The organism is Bacillus sp. THAF10 (genome assembly GCF_009363695.1).
Taxonomy (GTDB): Bacteria; Bacillota; Bacilli; order Bacillales; family Bacillaceae_I; genus Sutcliffiella_A.
The window spans coordinates 3363724-3386108 of the sequence record NZ_CP045403.1 but is presented as its reverse complement, the minus strand read 5'-3'; the positions used below and the strand labels follow the sequence as shown (position 1 = coordinate 3386108).

The window sequence follows — 22385 nt, the reverse complement described above, 5'->3', positions numbered from 1 at the left end:
AAACGAGTATGAAGCGCATTTTCATAGGCTTACTGACTGTTTGGTTATTTCTCCTTTCTCCTTTGCAGTCTTTTGCTTCCCTGTCGGTTCCGTATAAAACGGAAACAGTGTCTACGGATTGGGAAATCATTGAAACGCAAACCGCCTATATTCCGGTTGGTCTTTTTGGAAGCACGAGTGAGATAGTCAGTCCGGAAGATGTCTATATTGATAAAAATAACCATGTGTATGTGGCAGATTCCGGAACCAAGAAAATTACCAAGTTTGATAAAAACGGCAAAAAGCTTTTGGAAGTAGGAGAAGGAACACTTCAAATGCCTACAGGAGTATTTGTAGATGAAGAAGGTCAAATTTTTGTTGCTGATTACACCAATGAAAAAGTATTTCGTTTTTCAGCAGAGGGTGAAATGCTTCAAGAATACGGACGTCCAGATTCCCCATTGTTTGGAACACGAACTCCATATAAACCGCAAAAAATAACCGTAGACAAACGAGGTAATTTGTACATTATTGGCGAGGGCTCCACAAACGGTATCATTCAAGTGGGGCAGGACGGGACATTCCTTGGATTTTTCGGGGTAAACCGTACAAGACCTTCGTTAATGTCGATTGTTCAGGATGCTCTAACAACAGACCAGCAGCGCTCCAGCATGTTTTTGAAGGTGCCGCCAGCGCCTACCAATATATCAATTGATGAAAAAGGTCTGGTGTACACGATTACAGCTGGGACAAGCTTCGAGGTCATTCGGAAACTAAATATTTCTGGTGGGAATATTTTTTGGCCCGACATTTCGGATGCCACCAATCTTCAAGATATAACAATAGGGCCGCTTGGGAACTTTTTTGTCCTAAGTAAGGATGGCAGAATCTATGAATATGACAGCTTTGGAAACCTGCTCTTTATCTTCGGTGGAAAGGATGATGGCACTAACCGTCTTGGCTTGTTCATGGATCCAACCGGGTTAGCAACAGATAGCTTAGGCCGTATATTTATAACCGATAGAGAGCGTGGCACGGTTCAGCTTTTAGAACCTACTGCCTTTGCAGAAATGATGCATGGGGGAATTGCACTCTACGCTGAAGGGCTTTATCTCGAGAGTGAGGAGTATTGGAGTGAAGTACTTCGGATGAACTCCTCCATTGGGCTAGCTCATAATGCGATGGGGGAAGCCTATTACAAGCAGCAGGAATACGAAAAAGCACTAGAATCCTTTGAGCTTGTTGGGAATGTCTATGGATATTCTGATTCGTTTTGGGAGATTCGAAACAAGTGGATGAATGAAAATCTAGCGTTTGTGTTTGCAATTTTAATAGGTTTGTTTGCCATAAGGGCTACCTTGTTATTTGTAGACAAGAGAAAAGGAATTTTAGCTCCTGTAAGAAATAGATGGCAGAAAATAAAAGATTTCAAGCTTATAAGTGAACTTTTATTCTTAGGAAAGTTCTTACGCCATCCAATAGACAGCTTCTATTATATTAAGCGTCAAAGAAGAGTGTCGATTCTTTCAGCAACGATTCTTTATTTCGTCCTTTACATCGAATTTATTATTGGTAAATACTTTACAGGCTTTATTTTCAGAGGTGGCATCACCTTTGAACAGATAAATTTTGGTGTCGATTTTGTTCTTCTATTCCTTCCTATTCTTCTTTTTGTCATTGCGAATTATCTCGTAAGTACGATCAATGATGGAGAAGGAAAGTTTTCGGACATTTACATAGGAACCATCTATTCTTTGGCTCCTGTTATTCTACTAATCGTGCCTATCACCTTGATGTCGAATGTACTGACCATGAATGAAGAGTTCTTGTATGTGTTTTCGAATCAAATAATGATTGGCTGGTCGCTCGTTATTCTCTTTATCATGATTAAAGAGATTCATGCCTTTGAATTCTGGGGGACAGTACGTAATATTCTCACCACGATATTCTGCATGATCATCATCGTGCTTGTCTGCTTCATCATTTATGTCTTGATGGATCAAGTTATTGATTTTGTTACAGCAATCATTCAGGAGGTGATTCTCCGTGTATAAGAAAATACTGTTAGCCATCCTTATCGTCGTGTTACCTGTTTCTGTCTTTGCTGAGTCGCTCACATCTACTAAGAAGCAGGAAGAAACGGAAGTGGAAACAGAGCTCGGAGAAGAAACTCTCCGCTTTGATTCTAATCAGTTCACACAGCCAGAAAAAGAAAACAAACCATTGCCAAAAGGAACATTGGAAGGCTTTACGAAAGTAACAGAAAATGACCAGCTTGTATTATTCGTTCAGGAAGAGTCACTGGCCATTAAAATTCAAAACAAAGAAACAGGCTATATTTGGCACTCTGGGGTCGATAATGCCGAAAATTATCGCTTAAACAATACTTGGACAGATATGGTGCAATCAGCACTTACCATTGATTATTTGGACCGTCGAGGGAACATCAAGACCGAGAGTATTTTAACAGAGGATACGGTTCCAGAAATCAAAATGAAGAACAACGGCTTTACTGCAGTGGTTGATTTTCGTGGAGCTAGCATTGAAGTGGAGCTAAACGTCACCCTAGAAGAGGATAACATCGTCATTGATATCCCAAATGAAGGCGTACAGGATGGCACCTATAATAAGATTGTTGCCATGAAGGTCTATCCTTTCCTTGGGGCAGCTCATATGGATGATATTACTGGCTATCTATTCATTCCTGACGGCAGCGGCGCGCTGATGCGATTTGAGAAAAGCGCCTTTCGTTCCGATACCCCATTTGTTGGAAGCATCTATGGAGAGGATGAAGGCTTCACAAAACCAAAAAACACAGAAGAAGGAAACACCTATCCAACACAAACCATTTCTGTGCCAGTCTATGGTGCCGTTCATGGCGTGAAGGAAAATGCTTTTATCACTTCTATTGAAGAAGGACAAAGCTATGGCAGAATTTTAGCATATCCGTCCGGAGCATCTACCGACTTTTTCTGGGCAACATCGGATTATCAATACCGCTTTAATTACTTTCAACCTACAAGTAAAAGCATGGGTGGCTTTAATGTTTATCAGGAAGAAAAGAATAGCTTTAACATCAAGCAGAAAGTGATGTTCCTCACAGGGGAAGAAGCAGATTATGTTGGGATGGCAAATAGATACCAGCAGCATTTAGAAGCCTCAGGTTCCCTTTCTAAAAACGACAGTGACAAAGTGGATGTTCGACTGGAGCTTTTAGGTGGGGAAACGAAGAAAGGTCTTCTCTGGAATACGGTTGAAAAAATGACAGAGCTACAAGACATTCCTGCTTTTGTGGAAGAGTTAGAGCAAAATGATGTGGATAACATGCACGTCGTTCTAAGAGGCTGGACAAAAGGCGGATTAACTGGAACACTGCCGAAGAAGTTTCCATTAGAAAAGAAGCTTGGCAGTAAGGGAGACTTAGATGAAACTATTCGTCAGCTAGAGGAAAAGGATATTTCTTTCTACCTGCACACCGATTTCACCACTGCCTTTGATGGTGCGTCTGGCTTTGCTGGTAGCAAGGATATTTCGAAAAAAATTAATGGGCAGCCGATGATCAAGCGTCAATTTGGCTATGGCAGCTACTATCTTAGCCCAACAAAATCCTTAGAAATTGCCAAAAAAGATGTTTCCCACTTTAAAGAACACGGCGTAAGCAACATTGCCGTTGAAACAACAGCAAGCAAGCTATTTTCTGATTTTAATAAAGGCATGTCTTCTTCCCGAGCGGAAATGATCGACCTTAATCAGAAACTTTTCACACACTATCAAGAACACGACATGGAGCTAGCCTTCTATCGTCCAAACAACTATGCCTGGGGCTACATGGATAAGTATCTTGATATGCCAATGTACTCTTCCAACTATATGTTTGTAACAGACACGGTGCCATTTTTGCAAATTGTGTTAAAGGGATACAGCCCGTATTATGCTACCTTCTCAAACTTCTCCCATAATCCAAAGGAAGAAGTGCTCAGAATGATCGAATTTGGTGCATATCCTTCGTTTTATCTAACGAAAGAATCGGCTCAGCTTCTTCTTAAGACACCATCAAAAGGCTTGTACACATCCGAGTTTGATATTTGGAAAGAGGAAGTCATTCGTCAATACAAACTTGTCGTGGACAGCTTAGGGGAAGTGGAAAACAGTGCGATTACCAATCGTATGATCCATAAACCTGGTGTGTCGGAGGTAATGTATGACAACGGCATTTCGATTATCGTTAATTACACGGATGCAGCGGTTACAGTAGATGGAATTACTGTGGAAGCAACATCCTATGAAGTATCAGAAAGGGGGAACTAAGCATGAAACAGTTATCCATGCGCTCGAAGAACTCGCTAACAGGACTATTATTCATCTCACCATGGATTATCGGATTTCTGCTTTTTACTGCATATCCTCTTTTCTATTCGTTGTTTTTAAGCTTTCAAAAGGTGCGAATCACCACACAGGGTATTCAAACATCTTTTGTGAAGTTTGATAATTTTAAATATGCTTTTACGGTGGATGCTCTTTTTACCCAGAAGCTACTTACCTTCTTGCAGGAGCTGGTCCTATCTGTTCCTATCATTATCGTATTCTCGTTAATCATTGCCATTTTACTGAATCAGCCGATTCGCTTTCGTAATTTTTTCCGGATGATCTTCTTCCTACCGGTGATTATTGCCAGCGGACCTGTTATCAACGAGCTGATCTCTCAAGGAGTCACTTCCATTCCTTCTATTAAGGAATATGCGGTTTTTGAGGCAATGCTAGCGGCAGACAATTTTTTTAGTAATGTGCTTGTTTATTTAATGGACAACTTAATCATTATTCTCTGGTTTTCAGGTGTGCAGTTCCTCATTTTTCTTGCCGCTCTGCAGAAGATTGATAAGCAGGTATATGAGGCTGCTAAAATTGATGGAGCATCCAACTGGGAGTGCTTTTGGAAGGTTACGCTACCTAGCATCTTCCCGATGATTGTCGTTAATACGGTATACACAATTGTGACATTCTCGATTTTCTCCTTAAACCCTGTTATTGAGCATATTAAGAGCAATATGTTCCAGATTAATACGGGCTTTGGCTATGCCTCTGCCTTATCGTGGATTTACTTCTTACTGATAGCATTAGCACTTGCCATTTCCGTTGGGCTACTAACAGTTAGAGGAAAGAAAAATTATGCTTAAAGGAGGCCGATATCATGGCAAGCGAATCGCTAGCTAACCGAAAACCAAAAGGCACAAGTATCATCACTAGGTTAAAAAAGCTCGCTTTTGGAATGCAAGGAAACGACGGCCTTCTGTATAAGCTTTTTATCTACGGCTTATTAATCGGAATCGGCTTTGTCTACTTATTTCCGTTGCTTTATATGATTTCATACAGCTTAAAAAGTCTAGATGATATTTTAAATCCATTGGTCAATTGGATTCCGACTCAGCTTTATCTAGATAACTATCAAGCGGCATATAAAGTACTGAAGTTCCTGCCAACAATGGCAGAATCGTTATATGTAACAGCAATTCCAGCGATTGTTCAAACGGCGGTTTGTGCCGTCATTGGCTATGGCTTTGCACGTTTTGCCTTTCCTTTTAAAAGAACAATGTTTGTTCTGGTACTTGCAACTTTCATCATTCCGCCGCAAGTAACGGTCATTCCTCGTTATGTATTTTTTAACGAGATTGGTATCTTAGGAAGCATTCAGGCTTTCTTGCTTCCCGCATTACTTGGACAAGGAATCAATAGTGCGATATTCATCTTAATTTTTTATCAGTTCTTTAAAATGATGCCAAAAGCATTAGAAGAAGCAGCACAGCTCGATGGTGCAGGGGCTTTACGGATCTTTCTAACACTTGCTCTACCGATGGCGGCACCGGCCATCATCATTTCTTTCCTGTTCTCATTTGTTTGGTACTGGAATGAAACGTATCTAGCAGCAATCTACTTTGGTAACTCGTTAACGACCTTGCCTCTGGAGCTACAGAAGTTTGTCGCAACCTATCAACAGATGTATCCACAGAGTGGCGGAGAAACATCTGAAATTAATGAAGGAATCAATATGGCTGGAACTGTAATGACGATTCTGCCAATGCTGGTGGTCTATGCGATTACACAACGCTGGTTTGTCGAAGGTGTCGACCGTTCTGGTATTGCAGGTGAATAGGGGATAAAGAGCGCCGTATGGGCCTCTTTATCGAAATAAATAGAAACGTTTCGAAAAAACAAAGATAACTAACTTTAAAACTGCTTTATTTTATTCATTTTTAACTATAAAAACGTTTCGTGTAATAGTGACAATAATCGAGGAGGTTCCGAGGGATGGAGAAAAACATGGAAAATCTTTTACAACAAATGACCTTAGACGAAAAAATAGCGCAATTGATGCAGTTAGCGACTTTCTTCTACAAGGGTGCAGCAGGTGATGGGGAAATTACTGGACCGCTTCAAGATATGGGAATTACCAATGAGGTAGTAGAAAACAGTGGCTCTGTCCTCGGTGCCTCAGGAGCGAGAGAAGTAACGAACATTCAACGAGAGCATTTAGCACACAACCGTTTAGGTATTCCATTATTAATGATGGCGGATATTGTTCACGGCTTTAAAACCATCTTCCCGGTACCTTTAGCGATTGGTTGTTCATGGGATACAGAGCTTGCCGAAAAAAGTGCAGAGATTGCTGCCAAGGAAGCCTCTGTTTCTGGTGTGCATGTCACATTTGCACCGATGGTAGACCTTGTTCGTGATCCAAGATGGGGTCGTGTGATGGAGTCCACTGGGGAAGATCCATATCTAAACAGCCTGTTTGCAAAAGCCTTTGTTCGAGGCTTTCAAGGCGATAACTTGACAGAGGAAACCGACCGCGTGGCAGCTTGTGTGAAGCATTTTGCTGCATACGGAGCACCAGAGGGCGGACGTGACTACAACACCGTCAACATGTCAGAGAGACAGCTTCGCGAGTCCTATCTACCAGCTTATAAAGCGGCCCTCGATGAAGGCTGTGAAATGGTGATGACGGCCTTCAACACGGTGGATGGCATTCCTGCCTCTGGTAACAAAAAGCTGATGAGAGAGCTGTTACGAGAAGAATGGGGCTTTGATGGGGTCATCATTTCTGACTGGGGTGCAGTGAAAGAAATGATTCCACACGGCGTTGCCGAGGATGAGCGAGAAGCAGCACGGAAAGGCTTAGAAGCTGGAGTGGACATTGAAATGATGACTGCCTGCTATGCAAAAAATGTTAAGGATCTAGTTGAGAGCGGCGAGCTTGCAGAAGCACTCCTTGATGAGTCTGTGCTACGAATCTTAAATCTAAAAAACAAACTAGGTTTGTTTGAAAATCCATATCGCGGAACAAGTGAAGAGCTGGAGAAAGAACTGATTATGTCAGAAAAGCATCGAAGTGTCGCCAAGGAGCTTGCGGTGAAATCCTCTGTTCTATTAAAAAATGATGGAGTATTGCCATTAAGTAAAGAACAAAAAGTGGCGCTGATTGGCCCGTTTGCGAAAAACGGGGATGTGCTTGGTCCTTGGTCCTGGCATGGTTCAAAGGAAGAATCGGTCCAAGTTTATGACGGATTGTTAACCAAAAGCCCTTCTGCCAATCTGACATTTGCAAAGGGTTCGGATATTGAAACAGTCTCACAAGAACAGCTAGCAGAAGCATGTGAAATAGCGAGGCATGCAGATGTCATAGTTCTAGCACTAGGGGAAGCTTCAGCAATGAGCGGAGAAGGTGGCTGCCGCGCGGATATTCGTTTACCAGAAGCGCAGCTGAAGTTGGTTGGGAGAATAAGAGAATTAGGAAAGCCTGTTGTAACCGTGTTATTTAATGGACGTCCCTTAGATCTTCATGGCGTTATCGATCAAACAGATGCCCTGTTAGAAGCATGGTACCCAGGAACTGAAGCTGGATCAGCCATTGCAGACCTTTTATATGGAGACGCGAATCCATCAGGAAAACTAACGATGTCATTCCCATATAGCGTGGGTCAGGTTCCAGTTTACTACAACTGCTTTAACACTGGTCGCCCTCAAGGGGAAAACAAGCAGGAACGCTATGTGACTCACTACCTCGACATTCCTAATGAGCCCTTGCTGCCATTTGGTTTTGGGTTAAGTTATACCACTTTTGCGTATGGTGAAATGAATCTCTCCACCGATACTTTGACAGTAGATTCAGAGATTACGGCATCTGTGAAAGTAACAAATGTTGGCAAGCTAGCTGGAGAAGAAACCGTTCAATTCTACATTCGTGACCTCTCAGGTGAAATTGTCCGTCCATTAAAGGAATTGAAGGGCTATGAAAAAGTATCGCTAAATCCTGGTGAAACAAAGGAAGTAAGCTTTTCGATTACAGAAGCACAGCTTCGTTATTATCACGGCGACCTGAGCTTTAAAAGTGACAAAGGCAAATTTCATGCAATGATTGGACCGAACAGCAACGAGCTAACCATACTTCCGTTTTCACTAATCTAATAGCTTTGTTAAAGAAGCTTGTTGAATTTAAATTGTTTCTAGCTGTTGATTGAAGCAACTGGCGGAGACTCCCATGGAAATGAAGCGATTCCCACAAGCGAAGCCGAGGAGGCTTACAAATCGACCCGCAGGACAAGGAACCATTTTGCGGAAATCAACTACGGCGATTAACAGAGCTAATCAATCAAGCTATTAAAGGAGGACTTCTAAATAATGCAAACAACAACACAACATTCAAAACTTAACATAGAAGCAGGAAATATTCAGTTTACGTTTTTAAACAGTGGAGATCTATTTGAAGCAATGCACAAAGACATCATGATCAACCAATGGATGTCAAATCCACTGGATGGAGCACTGAACAATTTATTCCTACGTGTTCATGGGGAAAACGGGATAGAGGTTTACCCACTGCTTGGGGTACATTCAACAAGCAAGGTGAAACATGCGACACAAGAGATGACGTGGGAAGGAACAGCAGCAAGCATCCGTTACAATATAAGCTTCCGACTATCTGAAAAAGGCATCTGGTTTTGGGATGTACGAGTAGAAGGCACTGGCCAAACGGTAGATGTTGTCTACGGTCAGGATGTTGGTATTGGAAGTAAGGGGCTTGTTCGTACAAATGAATCTTACCTATCCCAATACATTGACCATACCGTCTTTAAGGATGAGAAAAATGGTTATATTGTTTGCTCTCGTCAAAATCAGCCGCAACCAGGGGGTTTTCCATACCTCCAGCAAGGCTCTTTAACGAAAGCAGTAGGCTATTCAACGGATGGCTTCCAGTTCTTTGGGCTTTCCTACAAGGAAACAAACCAACCAGAAGTGTTAACGAAAGAAAATCTTCCAAACGAAATCTATCAATATGAATTTGCCTACACTGGCTTGCAATCTGAAAAGGTGGAGCTTGACGGATCGGAAAGCTTTGTTTTCTACGGATTATTCAAAGAAAACCATGCCGAGGCTGTAACGGAGCTTGCGTTTGCAGACGAGGTAGCTCAAGCGTGGGCGGAAGTGCAGGCACGTAACAAAGTGGAAGCGGAAGAACTTGAAAAAGTAAGCGGAAAAGACCGTGTGTCTGGTGTGCTTTCAGGTGTGTCTTTTACAAAAAATGAGCTAAACACTCTATTCCCTGTTCGTCAGCAGGAGGAATGGGATGGTGATACGCTGCTTTCCTTCTTCACGGATACATATGAGCATATTGTCTTAAAAGAAAAAGAACTTGTCGTAGAACGTCCGCACGGTCATATCATCATGTCAGGCAACAATGATAAGATGACAGAAAATGTGATTACATCAACATCGTACATGTACGGTATCTTCAATTCACAGCTTGTGGTTGGCAACACCTCCTTCCATAAAATGATGACAAATGCGCGAAACGCTTTAAACGTAATGAAAACTTCCGGTCAACGCATTTATGTTGAAGTAGAAGGAAACTACCGATTACTAACCATGCCGTCCCTATTTGAAATTGGCTTTAATTACACCCGTTGGTTCTACAAAACAACCGATGATATAATTGTTGTCACCAACTACACGGTGGTCGACTCTCCTGAAATTCAGTTAGAGGTTAAATCAGAAAGTGGAAAGGCTTATCGTTTTCTTGTTACCAACCAAATTTCCATGAACAACAACGAGCTGGTTGTTGGGTATAACATGGAACAAGACGGAAAAATGCTCAAGTTTACAGCAGTTAATGGATCAGACAGCAAGCATAGATACCCAGATCTTGCCTACAAGATGACACTTTCAGGAGCAGAATTTACCTTAAGCGATGAAACAACACTAGCTGAAGGTGCTGTATCAGGCACCGCATCTTTAGTTGTGCTGGAAACAGAAGCAACACAAGATTTCAGCATCACTGTTCACGGCTTATTACACGGGGAAGCTAGTGAGTTTATAGCACGTGATTTTGCTACAGAGGTAGCTCGTTACCGTGCCTTCTTCCAAAAAGTGATGAATGGCTTCGAATTAACCCTAAGTGGTGAAAAGAAGAAAGAACTGGAAAAAATGAATGCGACAGCATGGTGGTACACGCACAACATGCTTGTCCACTATTCGGTGCCACATGGCCTAGAGCAATATGGCGGAGCGGCTTGGGGAACGCGTGACGTTTGCCAAGGTCCAACAGAATACTTTATGGCAACCCAAAACTACGAGAGTGTGAAGGAAATTATCAAAAAAGTTTACTCGCACCAATACGAGGATACGGGTAACTGGCCGCAATGGTTCATGTTTGATAAGTACTTCCCAATTCAAAGCCAAGAGAGCCATGGGGACATTATTGTTTGGCCATTGAAGGTATTAAGTGATTACCTCACAATTACAAAGGACTTTTCGATTCTTGAGGAAAAAATTCCTTATACTGTTCGTGGCGCTTTCCATTTTACAGAGGAAACAGCAACCGTGTTTGAACATGCGAAAAAAGAAATTCAATATATGAAAGATCACTTCTTGCATGATACTTTCCTTTCTTCCTATGGAGATGGAGACTGGGATGATACCTTGCAGCCGGCAAATGCGCAGCTAAAAAAATTCATGGTATCCAGCTGGACAGTATCGTTAACGTATCAAGTGTTGAATACACTTTCTAAAGTGCTTGAGGAAGTTTCCAAAGAAGATGCAGATGAGCTAAGATCACTAGCAAAAGGCATTGAAATCGACTTTAATAAATACATGCTGGCATCTGACGTAATCCCAGGATTTGTTTACATGGAAGAAAAAGGGAAGCCAGAATTAATGGTCCACCCAGAAGACACAAAAACAGGAATCCACTACCGACTGCTTCCAATGACAAGAAGCATGATCAGTGAGTTGCTAACACCAGAGCAAGCGGAATCTCATTATAGTCTTATCAAAGAAAAATTCTACTGCCCAGATGGCGTCCGCCTAATGAATCGTCCAGCGAATTATGCAGGTGGCGTGAGCACCCACTTTAAGCGTGCAGAACAAGCAGCAAACTTTGGACGAGAAATCGGACTACAATACGTGCACGCACATATCCGCTATGTCGAAGCAATGGCAAAGCTAGGGAAAACGGATGAAGTATGGAAAGGCTTAAACACGATTAACCCAATCAACATCCAAGAGGCCGTGCCAAACGCAGAACGCCGTCAAAGCAATGCGTACTTTAGCAGCTCAGACGGTCAGTTCAACAACCGATATGAGGCCCAAGAAAATTTTGATAAGCTCCGAGATGGTTCTGTTAAGGTTAAAGGTGGCTGGAGAATTTACTCTAGCGGACCTGGTATCTACATGAATCAGCTTATCTCCAATTGTCTTGGTATTCGTTTCCAAGGTGGGGACTTGGTTGTTGACCCAATATTACCAGCAGAAATGGACGGTCTAAACTTTACCTACAAAGTGAACGGTCACGATGTAACTTTCGTCTACCACCTTGGTCAGAACGAAAAGAAGATTCTTCTAAACGGTACAGACGTTTTAGGGGAAACCATCTCTAACCGCTATCGTGAAGGCGGTCTTGTCATCAGCAAAGAAACGCTAAACAACCACCTTACGAACGGTGAGAACAAAATAGCAATTTTTATCTAAGGCATTAAGATATATGCAGAGCAACAAAGTATGCGAAAATAGCCTTATCTAAAAAAATAAAATGGAAATACGGCGTAGCCCTCCTGCGCCGTATTTCTTTATGAGGAGCGAGAAAACGATGCAAAAAATGAAAGTAGGCATCATTGGAACAGGCACCATTAGTGGAATTTACCTCGAGGCACCAGCTAAATTTGATATTTTACAAATTGTCGCTGTAGCGGACCTTGACATTGAACGTGCAAAAGCCAAAGCGAACGATTACCACATTGAAAAAGTATACTCTGTAGAAGAAATGTTAGCAGATCCTGAGATAGAAATGATCATCAATCTTACCATCCCTAAAGCGCATTATGAGGTGACTCTAGCAGCACTAAACGCTGGAAAACACGTTTTCGTAGAAAAACCTTTAACACTTGAAGTAGAGGAAGGAAGAAAAATAGTAGAGCTTGCCAAGCAAAAAGATCTGCGAATTGGCTTTGCACCAGATACCTTTCTTGGAGGCGCCCTGCAAACATGTAGAAAATTAATCGATGAAGGAGCAATTGGACGCCCACTTGCTGCAACAGGATTTATGCTGAACAGCGGTCCAGAAGGCTGGCATCCCGCACCTGATTTTTATTACCAAAAAGGCGGAGGTCCAATGTTTGATATGGGACCATATTATTTGACGGCCTTTATTCATCTTTTAGGACCCATCTCAAGAGTAACGGGCTCCGCACAATCTGGATACCCCGAGCGAACGGTAACTAGAGAAGAAGACTATGGTCGGAAAATTTCTGTGGAAACACCAACCCATGTTGCAGGCATACTCGACTTTGAGAACGGTGCAGTTGGGACCATCATTACTAGCTTTGACGTAAAGGGTGGAACAGAGCTTCCTTGCATGGAAATCCACGGTACAAAAGGAACCTTAAGTGTTCCTGATCCCAATAATTTCGGAGGTGTCGTCCGAGTAAGGGCTGTAGGCGAGCATGAATTTAAATCTGTTCCTCTTAGCCATGGATATTCTGAAAACAGTCGTGGAATTGGAGCGGCAGACATGGCACATGCAATCCGAGCAAACAGGCCGCACCGAGCAAATGGTCAACTCGCCCTTCAAGTGCTTGAGGTGATGCATGGCATTCACGAGTCTTCTATAGAAGGAAAGCACGTACACATATCCCATAAATGTGACCGTCCCGCTGCATTACCTAATGGATTATCCCAAGAAAATCAGCACCTATTTCTAAGCTAAAAGGGTAAACTATTGATTTATGAAAGTGTTTACATTATGCTAGAATAAGGAGATTGAAACGTTTCGAAAGGGAGCGGCATCATCACCGATCCATTCCCATAGGGGGTAAAACAAAATGGCAACAATAAAAGATGTGGCAAAGCTAGCAGGGGTGGCCGTTTCCACCGCTTCCTATGCACTTAACAACGTCAACAAGGTTAGTCCTGCCACGATAAAAAAAGTTCAGGACGCCGCAAGAGAATTAAACTATTTCAAAAACGGCTTTGCGTCTGACTTAAAAAGAACGAAAACCAATACGATCGCACTCATACTGCGTGATCTTTCCGGTCCTTTCTATTCGGAGCTCATCAAAGGAGTGCAGGAAGTTTCCATGACAAATGGGTACGACCTGATCGCATGCAGCTCAGTTGGTGGCGCACAATCCACTGCAGCTAAGTTTTTAAAAGAGAAAAGGGTAGACGGAGCAATTATCCTCGCCCATAACATTACCAATGATATTATTCTAGAATCAGCTCGTGAAGGCTTTCCAATTGTCGTATTAGACCGGAAAATGGACCATAAATATGTGTACGAGGTAGAAGTTGATAATTACCATGGCGGCTTTCAAGCAACCGAATACCTCATTAAAAGCGGACATAAGGAAATTGGCTTTGTTAGCGGGCCGCTAAACTCACATGACAACCAAATGCGCTTTGATGGGTATTTACATGCCTTAACAGAGCATGGCATTAAATATGAAAATAAGTGGAAAGTGTTTGGAGACTTTACCCGAGAAAGCGGCTACCGCGCCACAAAAATGCTAATAGCCCAGCGTCAGCTACCAAAAGCTATATTTTATGCGAATGACGAAATGGCGATTGGCGGCATCCAAGCATTTAAAGAAAACAAAATTAGCGTTCCAGGTGACGTATCCATTATGGGATTTGATGACATTCAACTCTCAGAATATATCGATCCACCACTTACCACCATTCGCCAACCGAAATATGAAGTAGGTGCCTTAGCCGTACACGTTATCTTCCAAGCATTATCAAAAGAAGACACCGTCGATAACACCTACAAACTTTCCACGGAGATTGTGGAGCGCAAGTCGGTGAGGTGAACGAAAGTATGTGCCTGTTCCAATTATGGCGGGGCATATATTGTTTATCAGGCTCCGCACTTCAAGTTTAGTCCAATTTATGCGCTCTAGCATTATTGAAGATATAACGGAAGATTTTGGCCTTTGCACTTAGTGTGAAGGTTTTTTTGTGATGGGATTTGAATTTTATGGGGTGAGTCGGGGTGCGGGAGGTGGGGATTAAGACGTTTTTTGGAGTTAATGTGATACTTCGAGAGGTTATTGTGACTCTTTTTGGAGTTATTGTGACATTTCGAGAGGTTATTGTGACTTTTTTTGGAGTTATTGTGACATTTCGAGAGGTTATTGTGACTTTTTTTAGAGTTATTGTGACATTTCGCATTTCGAAGCATTTTCTATTTCCCGCTGCTCCCCGTTATTCCACCAGCCTCTGAGCAAGCGCCCTCCGCACTTCGTGATGTCTGGCTCCGGCGGCTAGCCCCTCGAGGTCATAAGCATTTTTCTACAGAGGTCAAAAAGCGACCTCTTCCGAAAACTGTCTTATGCTTGTCGGGGCTGAACGAGCCGCCTCCGCACTTCGAGTTGTCCGGCTCCGGGCCCTAGAGGCTAGCAAATTTCCCTCACCTCCTTACGATAAGGCGACATCGAATCGCATTCGCTCTTCGTGTCTTCTTTATCTCATACGGTTCAGTCCAATTTGTACGCCTCTGAGCAAGCGCCCTCCGCACTTCAAGTTGTCCGGCTCCGGCGGCTAGCCCCTCGAGGTCATAAGCCATTTTTCTACAGAGGTCAAAATGCGACCTCTTCCGAAAACTGTCTTATGCTTGTCGGGGCTGAACAAGCCGCCTCCGCACTTCGAGTTGTCTGGCTCCGGGCGCTAGAGGCTAGCAAATTTCCCTCACCTCCTTACGATAAGGCGACATCGAATCGCTTTCGCTCTTCGTGTCTTCTTTATCTCATACGGTTCAGTCCAATTTGTACGCCTCTGAGCAAGCGCCCTGCGCACTTCAAGTTGTCCGGCTCCGGCGGCTAGCCCCTCGAGGTCATAAGCCATTTTTCTACAGAGGTCAAAAAGCGACCTCTTCCGAAAACTGTCTTATGCTTGTCGGGGCTGAACGAGCCGCCTGCGCACTTCGAGTTGTCTGGCTCCGGGCGCTAGAGGCTAGCAAATTTCCCTCACCTCCTTACGATAAGGCGACATCGAATCGCTTTCGCTCTTCGTGTCTTCTTTATCTCATACGGTTCAGTCCAATTTGTACGCCTCTGAGCAAGCGCCCTCCGCACTTCTGATAACAAGTCGGAATTTTACTATTTATTTCGGACTTTAACATTGAAAACGCTTTATTATCCACTTATAATGAAAGTGTTGGTGTGGAATGGGTTTCATGTTCATCAATATGGAAACGTTCCCATAAATACAATCATGTTAGTTTACGAGAGTTAGAAATTTTACTAGAAAAATAGATGAGCAGATTGAAAGGAGCATGTGAAATGATTAGAGTCACCGTTTGGAATGAAAACCGTCATGAACAGACTAATGAAAAAGTGAGAGAGGTTTATCCAGAGGGCATCCATGGCGCCATTGCTAGCTTCCTGAAAGAGGAAGAATATGAGGTGAAAACAGCAACTTTAGATGAGCCAGAGCATGGGCTAACTGAAGAAGTGTTAAACAACACCGATGTTCTGTTATGGTGGGGACATATGGCACATGACGATGTGGAAGATGAAATCGTGACACGTGTAAAAAATAGAGTACTAGATGGCATGGGGCTAATCGTTCTTCACTCTGGTCACTTCTCAAAAATTTTCAAAACATTAATGGGAACTACTTGTGATTTGAAATGGAGAGAGGCAGACGAGAAGGAGCGGATTTGGGTTGTTTCTCCTGGTCATCCCATTGCAGAGGGCATTGGTGAATATATCGACATCGAGCGCGAGGAAATGTATGGCGAGCATTTTGACATTCCAGATCCTGATGAGCTCATTTTTGTTAGTTGGTTTGAGGGCGGCGAGGTGTTCCGCAGTGGGTGTACATATAAACGCGGAAAAGGAAAGGTATTTTACTTCCGTCCTGGACACGAAACGTACCCAACGTATTATCACGAAAAGGTACAAAAGGTCATTACTAATGCTGTTAAGTGGGCAAAGCCAACGATAACAGGCGATGTTGTTTACGGAAATGCAAAACCACTTGAAGAAATCAAAAGTAAATAAGGGGAGGAAATCATGATGACAAAATTACGAGTAGGCGTAGTAGGCTGCGGAAGCATTGCAAAACACCGCCATTTACCTGAGTACCATGCAAACCAAAATGTGGAGCTTGTCGCTCTATGTGATGTTGTTTTAGAAAGCGCGGAAAAAGCGGTAGAAACATATGGTGGAAAAGCGTATGAGAGCTATCAAGAAATGATTGATAGTGAAAACCTTGATATTGTAAGTGTTTGTACACCAAACTACCTGCATGCACCTGTTTCTATATATGCTTCTAAGGCTGGTGCCCATGTGCTTTGTGAAAAGCCAATGGCAACATCTAAAGAAGAAGCGGACGAAATGATTGCTGCTGCAAAAGCATCTGGCAAAAAGCTAATGATAGCCCACAACCAACGTTTTGTGCCTTCTCATCAAAAAGCAAAAAGTCTGATTGAAAGTGGCGAAGTTGGAAAAGTATACAGCTTCCGTACTGCATTCGGTCACCCAGGACCAGAAGGCTGGAGTGTGGATGGAAAAGACAGCTGGTTCTTCCGCAAAGAAGAGGCGTTCATTGGTGCAATGGGAGATCTTGGGGTTCATAAGTCTGACCTCATGCGTTATCTTCTAGGCGAAGAAATTGTGGAAGTGGGGGCATTCATCGAAACATCTGCCAAAGAAAACACAGATGTGGATGATACAGCGGTTTGTGCCCTTCGCACAGAAAGCGGCATTGTTGGAACACTTGCGGCAAGTTGGTCCTACAAGCGTGAAGATAACTCTACCATTATCTATGCAGAAAAAGCAGTCCTTCGTTTAGAGGACGATCCAACTCACTCTCTGGTTGTTCAATATGCAACTGGCGAAGTGGTTCGCTATGAGCTCGGAAAAATCCAAAGCAATGATGCTGGAGGCCAAACTGGTTCTCAAGTAATTGACCATTTTGTTGCAAGCATTCTTGAAAATAAAGAAGTACTTGTGGACGGAAACGAAGGGAAAAACTCCTTGATGGTTATTTTAGGAGCATTAGAATCCAACGAAACCAAGCGCATTGTCAACATCCAAAGCGACTTAAACTAAGGAGGGTGACTTAGAATGAAACTAGGAGTATTCACGGTTCTTTTTGCCGATAAAACATTCACAGAAATGCTGGATTATGTAAAAGGTGCGGGTCTAGATGCAGTAGAGATTGGCACAGGCTGCTATCCTGGCAATAAGCATTGCCCACTTGATACCTTGCTTGAGGATGAAGGCGCACGCAATGCCTATATGGATGAAGTGCACTCTCGCGGTCTTCAAATTAGCGCATTCAGCTGCCACGGTAACCCGATTTCACCAGATGAAGCTTTTGCAAAAGAATCGCATGAAACGCTATTAAAAACCATTGACCTTGCTGCATTAACTGGGGTGGAAGTAGTAAACTGCTTCTCCGGTGTTCCTGGTGACAGCGAAACAGCGAAGGCACCAAACTGGCCAGTTGCTCCTTGGCCAAATGAGTACGGTGACGTGCTAACATGGCAGTGGGAAACCAAGCTAATTCCTTATTGGAAGGAAGTTGGGAAGTATGCAGAGGAACGTAACATCAAAATCGGTCTGGAGCTTCATGGTGGTTTCTTAGTACATACGCCACACACAATGCTGAAGCTTCGTGAGTTAACGTCTCCAGCAATTGGTGCAAACCTTGATCCAAGTCATTTATGGTGGCAAGGAATCGATCCGGTTGCTGCGATCAAAATTTTAGGAAAAGCTGGCGCGATCCACCATTTCCATGCAAAAGATACGTACATTGACCAAGATAATGTGAACATGTACGGCTTAACGGATATGCAGCCATACGGCGAAGTGCAAACGCGCGCTTGGAGCTTCCGTTCGGTTGGTTGCGGCCACAGCGTGCAGGAATGGTCGGATATGATGAGTGCCCTGCGCACATATGGCTATGATTATGTGGTCAGCATTGAGCACGAAGACCCAATCATGTCCATTGAAGAAGGCTTTGCACGTGCAGTGACAAACCTTCAATCTGTATTGATAAAAGAACAACCTTCGGATATGTGGTGGGTGTAATAAAAAATAAGTAACCAAGAGTTTCGTACTCTTGGTTATTTTACTAAGGAGGAATTTTTAGAATGAAGCATAAAATAGCAGCACAGCTATATACAGTACGTGATTTGTTAGAGGAAGACTTCCCTGGTGTATTAAGGGAGTTGAGCGAAATGGGGTATGCTGGTGTGCAAATTTCTGGCATGTTTGGCCATGATCCAAAGGAGATTTTTTCTTTAATGCAAGAGCTCGGCCTTCGAACAGCTGGAATGCATGTGGATCTAAACAAATTCAGAAATGAGTTACCGGCTGTGCTCGAGCAAGCGGAGCTTTTTGAAACAAAGGATCTGATTTTACCTTACTTGGTGGAGGAAGATAGAAATGCAGAAAGCTATATTGCGTTAAAAAAAGAGCTTAATGAGATTGCTAGTAAGCTTCAAGGGGATGGCTATCGCATCAGCTACCATAATCATGATTTTGAGTTTGAAACAGAGATTGATGGGCAAAACGCCTTGGATTACTTGTTAGATCCATCTGAGGATAATTTGTTGCTAGCTGAGCTAGATGTCTATTGGCTGAAAAAAGGCGGCAAGGATATTGTGAGTTACCTGGACACATATTCAAACAGAATGCCAATTATCCATTTGAAGGATATGGCGAAAGATGAAAGTGAGAGCTTTGCAGAGGTAGGAACGGGCTCCATTTCATTTGAGCCGATTTTACGCTGGGGAGAGGAAAATGGCGTGGAGTGGTATGCCGTGGAGCAGGATGAGTGTCAGGGTAACCCGCTTGATAGTTTGCGAGTGAGTATTGGGAATTTGCATAAGATGATTGATAAGCTATAAAATATGTGGTGGTCCCCGTTAATTCGAGCTGTTTGCTTGGATTGGCGGGTTTTTTTTTATGGGTTGATGTGGGTGCATGGTAGTAGTTTGAGAGTGATTGGAGCCGAGGTTACGGCGCTAGAGAGCTTCTGTTTGTGCAGATTTTGCTGAAAGGTGTCGAATGGCCTTTATATATGCTGAGTTGGACAAATAAATGAAAAAGTGGCTCAATTATTGAAAAGTTGGACAGAAAAAACGAAAAGTGGCTTAAATAAGGAAAACTTGGATTAATTCTCACTTACAGCCACTCCCAATATCACAAAAAAAGAGGACCGTGCCCCCAACAGGCCGGTCCTCTTCTACTATGAAAAGTAAACAACGAGCTTATCGTCTACTTTTGCGTGTTTTTTTGATGTAATAAGTATTTTTCCATCCAACATTTCTACAGAATAGCTTTCACTTTCCGCAACTTCCCGAGCTGTCTCCAGACAAATCGTATCCGCACTTTGCGTTAGCCTGAATTCAAAGCTATCTTTTTCTACCTTCAGCACCTCAGCGGTAGAATAAGCAATCGTTACATCGTGATAGCTCACATTCATCGGAAGCATCACGCCGTCCTTGCTTTGAAGGGTAAATCTTCGGCCACCTAACAGCTTCTCACCCTGGAAAGTAAGCTGAATGTCCTTGTCAAATCCATCCAGATTCAATAGATGGATAAAGCGTTCGCCCTCAGCTGCAACAGATGTCGAGAAAATCCCATGATATTCGCAGTCATGTGTGAGTCCAGCCTTTGCACCAAGCCTCCCAAGGGCTTTCTCAACAAAATCCAGATCACAGCGGTAAGCAGCCGCAAGCACAATCGCTTTTCCTTTTCCAACCGTTGACTCGAAGCCACAAATATCGTTTGTTTCGGTAACCCGCATAAACGGTACTACCCCATCCGCAGTCTTAAAGGTTTGCGTAAAATACGTGCGTATTTCAGGCCGTGGTGCCGCCCAAGCCTCTGCAGTGAGTGACATATTGTGGCCATGGTGATTGAACGTAACCCCAACCGGCTCTACCCCAAGTGCATCTGCTAAGGCTGTAAAAGGCTTTCCTTCCATATCAAAAGTAGGTACCTCACCATAAAGGAAAAGACCGCCGCCATTTTCCACATACTGAACAAGCTTTTCTTGCACTTCTCTATCCATATAGCGTGCAGATGGGACAACGATAGAGCGAGTGGTGTCAGGGTTTAATTCTTTATTTTGAATATCAACTGAACCAAAGCGGTAGTTAGCTAACAGCATGGCACGAGCAACAAGTTCCCACGCTCCGGCACCTCGATGCATTGTAACATTATCAATGATTTCTTTCATTTTAGCGCTTTTTGGATAACGATATTCGGTCATGTAGTAATCCGGAATAAAGGCAAAAGCAACTTCATCACGCTCTTCATCCATGCCAGCAAGCTTATCACCGACCGCCATCATCGTTTTGATCGATCTAGCCATTCTTGGGAACGTATAGTTTAGCTTTCCTTCCGGATTTACTGGTGCCGCAAATCCATGGCGTTCTCCAGTGGAAGCAATCCGTCCATTACCATCACCAGCGGCTTCTTCTATCTGATAGTTGTAGCCACCAGTAAACAGATAATAGTTGATAAGACGGTTTCCTTGCGCGACACACATGCGCGTTTTGAAATCAGCTGCTGATACATCATAGCGTGCACCATAGGTTTCGCCAAAGTTTCCATCACCGCAGTTAAACTCTACGGAAGTTAATGGTTGATCAGGGTTATGAACAGCATCCATAAAACCGTTGATCAAATAAAGGTCTTGAAACGTTGTCACATCCAAGTCGCCAAAATAAATATCAGAGCCTGATAGATATCCTTCATCTTGAGTGTAAGACTCATAGAGCTGACTGATTCCAATTGGATAGGTTAAGCCACGGCCGCCACCTGTACCATGAATGTTGACGATAAACGGAACATCCTTAACACCGAATTCCTCTGCGTAGTTACGCAAAATGGCAACATAACGTGCAAAGCGGTTTCTCATGTAATGACCAAGGTCCCTTAAAAGCTCTGGTGCATAATCCTCCGATGGTGAGCGGAACTTTTCCACCCGTACCTCATGCTCTGCCAAGTCGAAGGGATAACGCTCTGCTAAAATTGCTGCTTCGTATTCTTCCATCAGCCAGCCAGAAAAGTCCTCGATTACGTGATCGGTTAAGTCTGGACAATTGCTTACCCACGAAAGCATCCCGATTTCGTTATCAAGCTGAACACCAATAATATTTCCGTTGTTGGTATGAAGTCGCGGTGCAATTACACCCATAACTTCCTTGTACCATTTTTTCGTTTCTGCTAAAAAGCCAGGTGCAAGATAGTCTAGGGTGGGGGTAGTGGCATCGTTGCCATCCCACCCAAGGGGAACAATTTCAGGATGTTTTTTTGCAACCCAATAAGGAATGCCTTCATTTTTCATTTCTGCCATGATAAACGGACCAGGACGAACGAAAAAGTAGAGGTCGTTTTTAGCGCAAAGATCGATAAAGCCGCCAAGATCTAGCTCCGGTCTTGTATGGCCATCAAGGTCAAATTGTCCTTCCACCGGCTCATGACAAAGCCATGGAACATAAGTCGCAACCGCGTTACAGCCTGCTTCTTTTAGATTATCAATGCGATCTTGCCAATCTTTGCGGTTGAGACGGTAATAATGAATCTCACCACACATAATAAGGGTGGGCTTTCCATCAATGATAATTTGCTTATTTTTAATTTCAATCAAGGTGAGTTCCTCCTCAAATGGGGTAGGGGTTCTTTAAGTGCGGTTGAAACGTTTCGTATATTGCTAGCTTTTAAGACGGTTAAATTTAAATAAAGCGTTTACAAAGTAATAGTATCATAGAAAGAAAGTTGTTGAAACGTTTTTATTTAGAAAACAGTTGAAGGAAAGAAAGGGGGATGTTAAGATTGGGATTATAAATAAATTTAATGAATTAATCAATTATCTGATTATGCAACATCCATTCTAAG

Annotated in this window: 13 protein-coding genes; 12 read left to right on the top strand and 1 reads right to left on the bottom strand. The window is 43.0% G+C overall.

Annotated elements, in window-relative coordinates:
• Positions 1-8: 8 nt before the first annotated feature.
• The 12 genes from FIU87_RS17510 (at position 9) to FIU87_RS17455 (ending at position 19384) form a co-directional block, all read left to right on the top strand.
• Positions 9-2033 carry a YIP1 family protein gene (locus FIU87_RS17510; RefSeq protein WP_152445757.1) on the top strand — a complete coding sequence of 675 codons (2025 nt, stop codon included), beginning with the start codon at positions 9-11 and terminating at the stop codon, positions 2031-2033.
• Entirely contained in the window at positions 2026-4287 is a 2262-nt protein-coding gene (locus FIU87_RS17505) for a DUF5696 domain-containing protein (protein WP_152445756.1), read from the top strand. Before FIU87_RS17510 ends, FIU87_RS17505 begins: the two co-directional genes overlap by 8 nt.
• 2 nt (positions 4288-4289) lie before the next feature.
• Complete coding sequence (locus FIU87_RS17500) at positions 4290-5153, top strand: carbohydrate ABC transporter permease (protein WP_152445755.1); 864 nt, start codon at positions 4290-4292, stop codon at positions 5151-5153.
• Between the two features lie 14 nt (positions 5154-5167).
• Complete coding sequence (locus FIU87_RS17495) at positions 5168-6127, top strand: carbohydrate ABC transporter permease (protein ID WP_152445754.1); 960 nt, start codon at positions 5168-5170, stop codon at positions 6125-6127.
• 155 nt (positions 6128-6282) lie between these two features.
• Positions 6283-8439: a beta-glucosidase BglX gene (bglX, locus tag FIU87_RS17490; protein ID WP_152445753.1), complete on the top strand. Its 2157-nt coding sequence runs from the start codon at positions 6283-6285 to the stop codon at positions 8437-8439.
• 213 nt (positions 8440-8652) lie between these two features.
• Positions 8653-11997, top strand: a complete 3345-nt coding sequence (locus tag FIU87_RS17485) for a GH36-type glycosyl hydrolase domain-containing protein (protein ID WP_152445752.1) — start codon at positions 8653-8655, stop codon at positions 11995-11997.
• A 118-nt stretch (positions 11998-12115) separates the two neighbouring features.
• Positions 12116-13231 carry a Gfo/Idh/MocA family protein gene (locus FIU87_RS17480; RefSeq protein WP_152445751.1) on the top strand — a complete coding sequence of 372 codons (1116 nt, stop codon included), beginning with the start codon at positions 12116-12118 and terminating at the stop codon, positions 13229-13231.
• Positions 13232-13346: 115 nt separating this feature from the next.
• Complete coding sequence (locus FIU87_RS17475; RefSeq protein WP_152445750.1) at positions 13347-14333, top strand: LacI family DNA-binding transcriptional regulator; 987 nt, start codon at positions 13347-13349, stop codon at positions 14331-14333.
• A 1470-nt stretch (positions 14334-15803) separates the two neighbouring features.
• Positions 15804-16526 carry a ThuA domain-containing protein gene (locus tag FIU87_RS17470; protein WP_152446641.1) on the top strand — a complete coding sequence of 241 codons (723 nt, stop codon included), beginning with the start codon at positions 15804-15806 and terminating at the stop codon, positions 16524-16526.
• A gap of 15 nt (positions 16527-16541) precedes the next feature.
• Entirely contained in the window at positions 16542-17579 is a 1038-nt protein-coding gene (locus FIU87_RS17465) for a Gfo/Idh/MocA family protein (protein ID WP_152446640.1), read from the top strand.
• Between the two features lie 15 nt (positions 17580-17594).
• A complete protein-coding gene (locus FIU87_RS17460; RefSeq protein WP_152445749.1) occupies positions 17595-18563 on the top strand; it encodes a sugar phosphate isomerase/epimerase family protein in 969 nt (322 codons plus the stop codon).
• A gap of 62 nt (positions 18564-18625) precedes the next feature.
• Positions 18626-19384: a sugar phosphate isomerase/epimerase family protein gene (locus FIU87_RS17455; RefSeq protein WP_152445748.1), complete on the top strand. Its 759-nt coding sequence runs from the start codon at positions 18626-18628 to the stop codon at positions 19382-19384.
• A 341-nt stretch (positions 19385-19725) separates the two neighbouring features.
• On the opposite strand, the gene FIU87_RS17450 is transcribed toward FIU87_RS17455, so the two are convergent.
• A complete protein-coding gene (locus tag FIU87_RS17450) occupies positions 19726-22137 on the bottom strand; it encodes a beta-galactosidase (RefSeq protein ID WP_152445747.1) in 2412 nt (803 codons plus the stop codon).
• Between the last annotated feature and the right edge of the window lie 248 nt (positions 22138-22385).